Annotated in this window: 11 protein-coding genes and 1 pseudogene; 10 read left to right on the top strand and 2 right to left on the bottom strand. The window is 64.6% G+C overall.

All coding sequences use genetic code 11. The features are described from left to right. Nucleotides 1–109: 109 nt before the first annotated feature. Nucleotides 110–763 (bottom strand): TetR/AcrR family transcriptional regulator, encoded by a 654-nt coding sequence (locus AKN84_RS27955; protein ID WP_050423772.1) that lies wholly within the window; start codon nt 761–763, stop codon nt 110–112. A 205-nt stretch (nt 764–968) separates the two neighbouring features. Further along, nucleotides 969–1888: pseudogene (locus tag AKN84_RS51005) on the bottom strand (LysR substrate-binding domain-containing protein). A 100-nt stretch (nt 1889–1988) separates the two neighbouring features. Between AKN84_RS51005 and AKN84_RS27945 the strand changes: the two are divergent. From AKN84_RS27945 to AKN84_RS27900, 10 genes are all read left to right on the top strand, one after another. Next, a complete protein-coding gene (locus tag AKN84_RS27945; protein WP_050423771.1) occupies nt 1989–2762 on the top strand; it encodes an ABC transporter ATP-binding protein in 774 nt (257 codons plus the stop codon). After that, on the top strand, nt 2759–3481 hold the full coding sequence (locus AKN84_RS27940) for an ABC transporter ATP-binding protein (protein WP_050423759.1): 723 nt from the start codon (nt 2759–2761) through the stop codon (nt 3479–3481). Before AKN84_RS27945 ends, AKN84_RS27940 begins: the two co-directional genes overlap by 4 nt. Before the next feature lies 1 nt (nt 3482). Then, nucleotides 3483–4397, top strand: a complete 915-nt coding sequence (locus tag AKN84_RS27935) for a branched-chain amino acid ABC transporter permease (protein WP_050423758.1) — start codon at nt 3483–3485, stop codon at nt 4395–4397. A gap of 3 nt (nt 4398–4400) precedes the next feature. After that, nucleotides 4401–5474 (top strand): branched-chain amino acid ABC transporter permease, encoded by a 1074-nt coding sequence (locus AKN84_RS27930; protein WP_050423757.1) that lies wholly within the window; start codon nt 4401–4403, stop codon nt 5472–5474. 31 nt (nt 5475–5505) lie between these two features. After that, complete coding sequence (locus tag AKN84_RS27925) at nt 5506–6693, top strand: ABC transporter substrate-binding protein (protein ID WP_244485522.1); 1188 nt, start codon at nt 5506–5508, stop codon at nt 6691–6693. A gap of 91 nt (nt 6694–6784) precedes the next feature. Then, nucleotides 6785–7681, top strand: coding sequence for a LamB/YcsF family protein (locus AKN84_RS27920; RefSeq protein WP_244485520.1), 897 nt, complete (start codon nt 6785–6787; stop codon nt 7679–7681). Next, a complete protein-coding gene (locus AKN84_RS27915; protein ID WP_244485529.1) occupies nt 7588–7794 on the top strand; it encodes an acetyl-CoA carboxylase in 207 nt (68 codons plus the stop codon). Before AKN84_RS27920 ends, AKN84_RS27915 begins: the two co-directional genes overlap by 94 nt. Nucleotides 7795–7808: 14 nt before the next feature. Then, nucleotides 7809–9209 (top strand): acetyl-CoA carboxylase biotin carboxylase subunit, encoded by a 1401-nt coding sequence (locus AKN84_RS27910; RefSeq protein WP_050423755.1) that lies wholly within the window; start codon nt 7809–7811, stop codon nt 9207–9209. Between the two features lie 43 nt (nt 9210–9252). After that, entirely contained in the window at nt 9253–10128 is an 876-nt protein-coding gene (locus tag AKN84_RS27905; RefSeq protein WP_050423754.1) for a 5-oxoprolinase subunit B family protein, read from the top strand. Then, nucleotides 10118–11095, top strand: a complete 978-nt coding sequence (locus AKN84_RS27900; protein WP_050423769.1) for a 5-oxoprolinase subunit C family protein — start codon at nt 10118–10120, stop codon at nt 11093–11095. The genes AKN84_RS27905 and AKN84_RS27900 overlap by 11 nt, the downstream gene beginning before the upstream one ends. The last annotated feature ends 92 nt before the right edge of the window (nt 11096–11187 follow it).

The following is an 11187-nucleotide window of genomic DNA, read 5'->3' as shown; positions in this document are numbered from 1 at the left end:
ACATTACGCTTCGCTCCATGCGATCCGACCTCTCCCCGCACGCGGGGCGAGGTAAAGCTGAGCCGGCCGCTCGATCCGAAGCAAAATCACTCTGTGTTATGGGCTCACTTCAAAGTAGCTCCGCCTGCCGGCTTCGGCCGGCGGGCTTTGCCTTGCCGCGCGGCCGGGCGGCGGCGGCATCGCCTGCACCGGCCAATACCAGCTGCGCGACGAAGTCGGCGTATTCGGCGCGGGTCATCGGCCCGCCCTCGCGGAACCACATATAATGCCAGTTCAGCATGCCGAAGACGCTCATCGTCAGCGGCTTGAGCACGCGCTTCTGCTTCGCCGCCGGCACAGCCGCAGCGAGCGCATCCGACATGATCCCGACCAGGATCCGCTCGCTCGCAAGCAGCGGCTGCTGCTTGTCCTTCGGCAGCAGCTTGAGACTTGCGATCTGGACCTGATGCTCGGCGTCGGCATGCCGGTAGAGCTCGAGCAGGGTGGCAACGATCGTCCTGAAGCGCTCGACCGGATCTCCGGCCGACGCGCTCGCCTTGCGAACCGCCGTCACCAGCGTCTCGAGATGCGACGACAGGATGTCGAACAGGATCGCTTCCTTGTCGGGGTAATAGTGATAGAGCAGCGCCTTCGAGACCCCGCACGCATCCGCGATCGTGTTCATCGACGTGCCGACATATCCCGATGCGGCAAACAGCTCGGCCGCGCGATGCAGCATCGAGAGGCGCTTGTCGTCGTAGTCCTTGGCGCGCGATCGGGCCATGTCGTTCCGTTCCACCGGCCGCCGTCCGGCCATCGTCAGAAGCCGTCAATCGACGGCGAAGTTCCGAAACGCCGCCCTGCCTGGCCGGGCTGCATCCGAACCACCTTTTATTGACCATCCGGTCGAACAATTCCATGGCTGAGTTGGAATGGCGCCCTGTCTTGCGGACACGCCGTGCGGACGCTCGATGCTGCCGTCCGGGACGTCAGTCGAGCTTGAACGGCTCCGATCCCGGATAGGAATGGGCGACAAACTCGCAGAAGGCGCGGGCCGCCGGCGAAAGCGCCGCGTTGCCCTTCCAGGCCAGCCCGACATCCATGGTGTGGACATCGTCATCAAGTGTCTTGAGGTCGATGCGATGTCCCTCAAGCGACCAGGGACGGTAGACCATGTCCGACAGGATGGTGATGCCCATCCCGGTCGCGACCATGCTGCGCACCGCCTCCACCGACAGGGTACGGAAGATGACGTTGGGGACGTACGCCGTGTGCTGCCAGTAACGCATCGCGGAGCGTTCGGCCTCATCGACGGTCAGCATCAGATACGGCTCGCTCGCCAGATCCGCCAGCTTGATGCTGTCCTTGCGCAGCAGCGGATGATTGACGCAGGTCCACAAGCGCCGCGGCGAGCGCAGCAGCAGCCGCGAGCGGATGGAGTGCCGGTCATGCAGGTTCGCGATCAGCATGATCGCCGCATCGACGCTGCCGCTGATCAGCTCTGCTCGATCGCATCGCGTTGAAACTCGTGCAGCCGGACCGTGATGCCCGGAAAGGTTCGCCAGAACCGCGTCAGCAACGGCGGCAGGAAATATCCGGCAACGGTGTAGCTCACGGCCACATCGACGGTGCCGTCGACCTGCGTTCCCCATCGATGCGGCCCCCGTGTCGCATCCGACACGCTCGCCTCGATCGCGCGGGCCCGCTGCAGGAATTCGTGGCCGTCGAAGGTCAGCGTCACGCCGTTGGAATGGCGGTCGAACAATTTGCGGCCGAGCTCAGCCTCCAGCGCCTTGATCGACGAGGTGACCGCCGACTGCGTCACGTTCAAAGCTGCCGCGGCCGCGGACACGCGTCCGCTCTCTGCCGTCGCAATAAAATGCCGGACCTGACGGAACGTCAGAGACATAAAAATTTCCGATATCAGCGAACGATATTTCGAATTTTACAATCCCGCGACGGAACGGAAAAATCAATCCGTCGGTTCTGGGTGAGAAGGCGTTGGGATGATGTCCGCTGGTTTGGAATTGGTCGCGCGCGGGGTCAGCGTCCAATTCGAAGGCCTGAAAGCGCTGTCCGACGTTACACTGGCCGTGCCGCGCGGGCGCATCGTCGGACTGATCGGCCCCAATGGCGCCGGCAAAACCACCCTTATTAATGTGTTGACCGGCTTCCAGCCGGTCGGCGTCGGCAACGTGGAACTGGAAGGCGAAACGCTTAACGGCATTGCAGCGCACATGCTGCGACGCAAAGGCGTGGCGCGGACCTTCCAGTCAGGCCGCCTTTTCCGCGACCTGCCCGTCATGGACAACCTGGAAGTGACCGGCGTCGGCCTCGGCCAGAGCCGGCCCGATGCGATCAGCGAGGCCGAACGGGTCATGGCCTGGCTCGGCATTTCGCATCTCGCCAACACCATTGCCGGTGCGCTGCCCTATACGGACGAGCGCCGTGTCGCGATCGGCCGCGCCATCATGTGCACGCCGCGCTATCTGCTGCTCGATGAGCCGGCGGCCGGCATGTCCGAGCATGAGAGCCACGAGCTTGCCGCGATCATTCGCCGCATCGCGGGCGAGCTCAATGTCGGCGTGCTGCTGATCGAGCACAATATCGGCCTCGTGCTCGAGCTCTGCGAACGGATCTTCGTGCTCGACTCCGGCGAAATCATCGAGGTCGGCACGCCGGCCCAGATCCGCGACAGCGATGCGGTGCGGCATGCCTATATGGGCACGCAGCGCGACGAATTGCTGCCACCGCTCGCAGCCGATGCGGCCGTCGCGTCATGACCGCGCTCGTCGTCGACGACATCACGGTCAGCTATGGGCGCCTCACGGCCCTCCGCGGCGTGACGTTGACGGTCGAGGAAGGCGAAATCCTGTTCGTGACCGGCCCGAACGGCGCCGGCAAGTCGACGCTGCTCAACGCCATCGCGGGCGTCGTGCCGCCCGCCTCCGGCTCCATCATGATCGACGGCGTGGGGATCGCGGTCGCCGCGCCCGAAGACATCGCCCGGCGCGGATTTTCGCTGGTGCCGGAAGGACGCAACGTCTTCGGCGCGCTGACGATCGAGGAGAATCTGAAGGTCGGAACCGGCATGCGCGCCGACCGCAGGCAGATCGCCGACGACCTCGATCAGGTCTACGAAGAATTCCCAATGCTGGCCGAGCGCCGCCGCACCCCGGCGGGCATGCTCTCCGGCGGCCAGCAGCAGATGCTGGTGATCGGCCGCGCGCTGATGGCCGCGCCCCGCATCATGGCCATCGACGAGCCGTCGCTCGGCCTCGCGCCCAAGATCATCGACCAAGTCTACGAGATCCTGCTGCGGCTGCGGGCGCAGCGCAAGCTCACGCTCCTGATCGTCGAGCAAAGTTCGACGCGCGCCATGATGACGGGCGGGCGGATGGTCCTGATCCGCGGCGGGCGCATCGTGCTCGAAGGCCCCGCGGCCGACATGGTCAGGGACGATCGCCTGAAGCAGAGCTATTTCGGCTTCGGAGATCACTGAGATGCGCGAGCTGCTCCAGATCATCTTCGATGCGCTGAGCCTTGGCAGCCTCTATGCGCTGGGTGCGCTCGGCATCGCCCTGATCTTCGGTGTCATGCGGCTGGTCAACTTCGCCCACGGCGACTTCATCGCCTTCTGCGTGTTCGCCATGCTGTGGCCGTCGATCGACGCGGCGGCGGTGGTGTTTGCCGGTCAGCTGCCGTTCTATCTTCTGATCCCGCTGCTGCTCCTGACCGGTGCCGCGCTGTCGATCCTGTCGGAGATCGTCGTCTTCCGGCGCTTCCGCAACGCCAATCCGGCGACGATGATGATCGCGTCCTTTGCGCTCGGCTTCGTCATCCGGCATCTGCTGCTGATGCTGTTCTCCAGCCGGCCGAAGTCGATCACGCTGTGGCCGAGCCTCGGCCTGCCGGTCGAATTCTTCGGCGCCCACATCCCGATGCTCCAGGTCGTGACCATCATCATCACGCTGGCCGTGCTGGTGATCCTCGTCCTGTTCCTGAAGCGCACGCGGTACGGGCTGGAGATGCGCGCGGCGGCCGATAATTTCACCATGGCGCGCATGCTCGGGGTCCGCGCCAACGGCGTGATCCTGCTGGCCTTCGCCATCAGCGGCATGCTGGCGGCGGCGATCGGCCTGATCCTCGCGACCAATTCCGGCACCGCCGACATCGGCATGGGCGCCAACGTGATGCTGATCGCGTTCATCGCGACCGTGATCGGCGGCCTCGGCAGCATTCCCGGCGCGGTTGCCGCCGGTTTCCTGATCGGCGCAGCCAGCGTCGTGTTCCAGGCGACCCTGCCGCACGACGCCCGCGTGTTCCGCGACGCGTTCGTCTACGGCGCCGTCATCGTCGTCCTTCTGGTGCGGCCGCAGGGCCTGTTCGCACCGAAATCCGCCAAGCAGAGGGTCTGATCGATGTCGCAGCGGCCGTCCGTCATCCGGCAAACGATCATCACGCCGATCGTGCTGATCGTGGCGCTGCTCATCATGGCCGCCCTCAGCTATCAGTTCGGCAGCCGGGCTTTCAACCGCACCGTCGTCGAGATGTTCATCAACATCATGGTGGTGGTCGGCCTTTACGTGTTCGTCGGCAATTCCGGCCTGCTGTCGTTCGGCCATATCAGCTTCATGTGCCTCGGCGCCTACATGACCGCCTGGCTCACGATTCCGCCGGTCATGAAATCGATCACGCTCAAGGGCCTTCCGGCGTGGCTGCTTCACGCGCAGCTGCCGATGTGGGTGGCGACGCCGATCTCCGGGATATTTGCCGCCATATTCGCGCTGATCGTCGGCCGCGTCATCATGCGCCTGTCGGGCATCGCCGCCTCGATCGCGACCTTCGGCCTGCTCGGCGTCATCAACAACGTCTATTCGAACTGGGACTCGGTGACCGGCGGACAAGGCTCGATCGTCGGCATTCCGCCCACCATGAACGTCTGGACCGGATGGATCGGCGGCGCCGTGGCGATTGCGATCGCCTATCTCTATTCGATCTCGCGCTCGGGACTGGCGCTGCGCGCCACCCGCGACGAGGCGGTCGCGGCCAGCGCTTCCGGCATCGACATCGTCCGCGAGCGGCTAATCGCGTTCGTCGTCAGCGCCTTCATCATCGGGCTCGCCGGCGCGCTGTACGCGCACTTCCTGAGCATCGTCAATCCCGGCGCATTCTATCTGCGGACCACCTTCATCACGCTGTCGATGCTGGTGGTCGGCGGCATGTACAGCCTCAGCGGAGCCGTCTCGGGCGTGGTTGCGATATCGGTGCTGATCGAGCTGTTCCGCGATCTCGAGAAGGGCATCAGCATCGGCGGGCATACCGTCGGCCTGCCGAACGGTGTCCAGGAGATCGCGATCGGCATCATCACCATCGTGATCCTGATGTACCTGCCGACGGGATTGACCCGCAACCGGGAGTTCTCCTGGCGCCGATGGCCGCTGCAGCGGCGCCTGGCCCGTCCGGTCCAGACCGCATTGAAGGAACTGCACTGACGCTCGTTTTGTAAAATTGGAGGAGTGGCATATGCGCTTGACGACATTACTCGGCATCCTGGCCGGAGCATCCACGCTCTGGTTCGCGCCGGCCCAGGCGGCCGACGAGATCGTTGTCGGTTTTGCGACCGCGGCATCCGGATTCATGCAAGCCTATGACAAGCCGGCGCAGGACGCGGCGCTGATCCGGATCGATGAGATCAACAAGGCCGGCGGCCTGCTCGGCAAGAAGCTCAAGCCGGTGTTTGCCGACACCAAGACCGACCAGGCCGAAGGCGCCAAAGCCGGCCTTGCGGTGCTCGACCAGGGCGCCGACCTCGTGATCGTCTCCTGCGACTACGATTTCGGCGCGCCCGCGGCGCTGCAGGCGCAGGCCGCCGGCAAGGTTTCGTTCTTCCTCTGCGCCGAGTCGATCAAGGCCGGCATTCCCGGCGTCGGCCCGTTCTCGTTCTCGGCCTCGGTGCTGGCGCCGGTGCAGGGCGCGACCATGTCGGAATGGGCGTACACCAAGAAGAACGCGCGCAGCTTCTATCGGCTGCTCGACAGCTGGACCGTCTACAACAAGGGCATCTGCGACGGCTTCGACTGGATGCTGCCGCGCCTGAAGGAGGCCAAGCTGGTCGGCAGCGACACCTTCAAGAACGACGACGCCTCGATCGCTTCGCAGATCACGCGTATCAAGAGTCTACCGAAGGAACCCGACGCCATCATGCTCTGCACCATGATGCCGGGCGCCGTCTCCGCCATCAAGCAGATCCGCGCCGCCGGCATCAAGTCGATGATCCTCAACGGCTCGGGCGTCGACGGCAGCTACTGGATGAACGCGGTTCCGGATCTGTCGAACTTCTACGTTCCGGTGCAGGGCTCGGTCTATGGCGACGATCCGAACGCTAAGGTCAACGAGTTCAACAAGAAGTACAAGGAGGTCACCGGCGGTGACCCGTCCAGCCAATACGTCTATCCGGGCTATGTCCTGATCGACGTCTGGGCCAAGGCGGTCGAGCGCGCCAAGTCGACCGACGCAGCGGCGGTCGTGGCCGAGCTCGAGAAGATGAACAACGAGCCCACGCTGTTCGGGCCCCGCACCTTCAACAAGGACATCCACCACCAGAACCAGGGCCGTTACCTGATCGTCGACACCGAGGCCGGCAAGCCGAAAGTGGTCGACCAGTGGACGATCTCGGAGAAGATCCCGCTCGACTATCTGGTGTCCAAGTAACCCGGCAACACGCCGCCCTGGGTGCGCCAGACGTACGCAGGGCGGCTTTGCCGCCGGTCCTCTACAAAGCCTGTTGGAAGGAAATCAGGAGATGGTCGTGATCAACTGCGACATGGGCGAGGCCTACGGCCTCTACAAGATGGGCGACGACAGAGCGTTGATGCCGCATATCGACGTCGCTAACGTCGCCTGCGGCTTTCATGCCTCCGACTTCAATCACATGCGCAAGACCGTGCAGCTCGCCCGGGAGTTCGGCGTCAAGGTCGGCGCGCATCCCTCGCTGCCGGATTTGCAGGGATTTGGCCGCAGGGAGATGAAGATCAGCCGCGAGGAATTGAGCAACTGCCTGCTCTACCAGATCGGCGCCCTCAAGGCATTCCTGGACGCGGAAGGCATGCCGCTCAACCATATCAAGCCACACGGTGCACTCTATGGCATGGCCTCGCGCAACGAGGACATCGCCGAAGCCGTGGCTGACGCCGCTGACGTCTACAAGGTGCCGCTGCTCGGCATGAAGGGAACGCTGCACCAGCAGGTCTATGAGCGCCGCGGTCATGCCTTCGTCGCCGAGTATTACGCCGACCTCGACTACAACGCCGACGGCAGCCTGATCATCACGCGCGAGCACGAGGCGAAGGACCCGGCCGACGCCGCCTCCCGGTGCGCAAGAGCCGTCAACGAGGGCAAGACGCGCACGGTAGCGGGAAACGACATCGTGGTGGGTGCCGATTCGATCTGCATTCACTCCGACACGCCGAACGCCGTCGCCATCGCGGAGGCGTCCGCAAAGCGGTTCGCCCCTACCTCACCGCGCGCTGAGCCGCCGCGGCAAAGAAACCAATCACGTACGAGGAAACAATGGCAACGCAGCAGATCTTCTCGCCGCTCCCGGGCATCTTTTACCGCAAACCGGCGCCCGACAAGCCGGTCTACAAGAACGACGGCGACGTCGTCGTGGAGAGCGACACGATCGGGCTTATCGAGGTGATGAAATCGTTCAATGAGGTGAAGGCCGGCGCCGCTGGCAAGATCGTTCGCTTCCTGGCCGAGAACGAGGATGCCGTGATGGCCGGCCAGCCGATCGCCGAAATCGACGTTTGAGCCCCCGAACAGCCATGGCGATCAAAAAACTCCTCATAGCCAATCGCGGCGAGATCGCGGTGCGCATCATCCGCGCCGCGCGCGATCTCAGCATTGCGACCGTTCAGGTCCACAGCAAGGCCGACAAGGACTCGCTCGCGGTCCGGCTCGCCGACGAAGCGGTCGATATCGGTCCGCCGCAGGCGTCGAAATCCTATCTCAACCAGGCGGCGATCCTCGCCGCGGCGCAGGCCACCGGCGCCGATGCGATCCATCCCGGCTACGGCTTCCTCGCCGAGAACCCCGAATTCGCCGCCGCGGTCGAAGCAGCCGGATTGATCTTCGTCGGTCCGACCGCGCAGTCGATCCGCCTGATGGGCGACAAGGTCGCGGCGCGCGAGGCCGCCGCCTCGGCCGGGGTGCCGACCGTCCCCGGCAGCGAGGGACGGCTGGAGTCCGCGGAAGCGGCCTTCGCGCTGGTCGAGAAAACCGGCTTCCCTGTCATGATCAAGGCCGCCGCCGGTGGCGGCGGACGCGGCATTCGCATCGCACGGTCCGCCGAAGAATTCCATCATCTGATGCCGCAGGCCCAGGCCGAGGCGCTCGCGGCGTTCGGAGATGGCGGGCTCTATGTCGAGAAACTCGTCGAAGGCGCGCGGCACATCGAGGTCCAGGTGCTCGGCGATGGACACGACGTGATCCATTGCTTTGAGCGCGAATGCTCGTTGCAGCGGCGCCGCCAGAAGGTCTGGGAAGAGGCTCCCTCGCCATCGCTGACCCAGGCCGTGCGTGAAAAGCTCTGCACCTCGGCCGTGGCGCTGGCCAAGGCGGTCAACTACCGCGGCGCTGGCACGCTCGAATATCTCTACGACGATACGACCGGCGCGTTCTACTTCCTCGAAATGAATACCCGCATCCAGGTCGAGCATCCCGTCACCGAAATGGTCACCGGCATCGACCTCGTGCGCGAGATGATCCGGATCGCCGGCGGCGAGCCCTTGCGCATCCGCCAGGACGAGGTGCGCGTCGGCGGCCATTCGATCGAGGTCCGCATCAACGCCGAGGATCCCGCCAAGAATTTCCTGCCCAATCCCGGCACGGTGAACGCACTCAGCGTGCCCGGCGGCGACGGCGTGCGCTTCGACAGCATGCTGTACGAGGGCTACACGGTTCCGCCGTTCTACGACAGCCTGCTGGGCAAGCTGATCGTGCACGACAAGGACCGGCCGAGCGCCATCAGGCGGCTCGAACGCGCGCTGGCCGAGCTCAGCGTCGAGGGCATTTTCACGACGAAGCCCCTGCACCAGGCGCTGGCGCGTGACGCCGACGTGCAGGCCGGACGCTTCCATACGGCATGGCTCGAACCGTGGCTGGAGTCCCATGCCGCAACCCTTGCCACCGCTCAGCCGTCATCGGCCGTGAAGGCCGCGCCATGATGACGAAACAATCCGCCCCGTCAGCAACAGGAGGCCGCTAGTCATGCAAACCCGATTTTCCTTCGGCGGCGACGAGCACATCTTCGCCGAGGTCGGCGAAGCGATGTCGCTCGAGGCCTTTTTCAAGAGCCTCTTCATCACCAATGCGGTGCGCGACGCGAAGATCAAGGGCGTCACGGAAATCTGCCCGGCAAATGCGTCCTATCAGGTCAAGTTCGATCCCGACCAGATCAAGCCGGACGATCTCCTCACCGAGCTGAAGCGGCTGGATTCCGCATCGGAGAAATCGGAACCGGTGATCAAGACGCGGATCATCGAGATCCCCGTGCTCTACAACGATCCCTGGACACATGAGACCCTGATGCGCTTTCGCGAGCGTCATCAGGACCCGAACGGAACCGATCTCGAATATGCCGCGCGCATCAACGGCCTCGACAGCGTCGACGCCTTTATCAAGGCGCATTCCAGCGCGCCCTGGTTCGTCTCGATGGTCGGCTTCGTCGCCGGCCTGCCCTTCCTCTACCAGATGGTCGAGCGCAAGCGGCAGCTTCAGGCGCCGAAATATCTGCGCCCGCGCACCGACACGCCGAAGCTCACCGTCGGACATGGCGGCTGTTTCAGCTGCATCTACTCGGTGCGCGGCGCCGGCGGCTATCAGATGTTCGGTATCACGCCGATGCCGATCTACGATCCCAACCAGAACATCAGCTATCTGCGCGACTTCATGTGCCTGTTCAAACCGGGCGACATCGTGAAGTGGAAGCCGATCGACCGGGCAGCCTATGATGCGGCGGTCGCCGACGTCGACGCCGGCCGGTTTGCGCCCGTGATCCGCGACGTCTCCTTCTCGCTGACCGAATTCAACCGCGACGTTGATGCCTACAACAGCAAGCTCGATGGAGTTCTCCATGGCCGTTAAGGTTTTGAAGCCCGGTCTTGCGACCACCGTGCAGGATCTCGGACGTCCGGGCTACTATCACATCGGCATCCCGCTCTCCGGCGGCATGGACCGTCACGCGCTTGCGGCCGCCAATCTGCTGGTCGGCAACGAGGCAGGCGCAGCCGTGCTCGAAGCCGTGTTCATGGGACCCGAGCTCGAATTCACCGAGGACGCCATCGTCGCGGTCACCGGCGCGGAGCTGCCGCCGAAACTCGACGGCGAGCCGCGCGAAACCTGGACCAGCTTCAGGGTGAAGCGCGGCCAGATCCTCTCCTTCGACTTCCTCAAGCAGGGCGCGCGTGGCTACATCGCGGTGACCGGCGGCATCGACGTGCCCGTCGTTCTCGGCTCGCGCTCGACCTACGCGCTCGGCGCGCTCGGCGGTTTCAAGGGCCGCAAGCTCGAGGCTGGCGACGAATTGCCGATCGGCCGTGCCGCCACGACAGGCAAGGACGGACGTAGGGTTGCCAAGGAATTGCGCGGGCAACCGGTGGGAATGCCGACCGAGCTGCGCGCGATGCCCGGGCTCTACTGGCACCGCATCACCGAGGCGGCCGGCAACGGCTTCTTCTCCGACACCTGGAAGGTTGCACCGGAGGCGGATCGGATCGGCTATCGCTTCAAGGGCGGCAAGCCGCTCGAATTCGTTCCACGCGAGCCGCCGTTCGGCGCCGGCTCCGACCCGTCCAACATCACCGATGCCTGCTATCCCTACGGCTCGATCCAGGTTCCCGGCGGCACCGAACCGATCGTGCTGCATCGTGATGCAGTCTCCGGCGGCGGCTACTTCATGGTCGGGACCGTCATCGCCGCGGACATGGATCTGATCGGCCAGCTGCAGCCCAACACGCCGGTGAAATTCGTCAAGGTCGACATGAATCAGGCGCTTGCGGCCCGCAAGAGCCGGTCGGAACTGCTCGGCAGGCTGCACAGCGCATTGGCATAGTCGCCGGTAACCTGCCCCGTCCGCCATGACCGCGGTCACCGATCCGGTGACCGCGTTGATCACGTTCTGCGCTTCAGGCCGTCGGTTGCGGC

It is taken from the genome of Bradyrhizobium tropiciagri, from assembly GCF_001189845.1.
Taxonomy (GTDB): domain Bacteria; phylum Pseudomonadota; class Alphaproteobacteria; order Rhizobiales; family Xanthobacteraceae; genus Bradyrhizobium; species Bradyrhizobium tropiciagri.
Note: the sequence above shows the minus strand (reverse complement) of the source record. Positions and strands in the feature narration are given on the sequence as shown.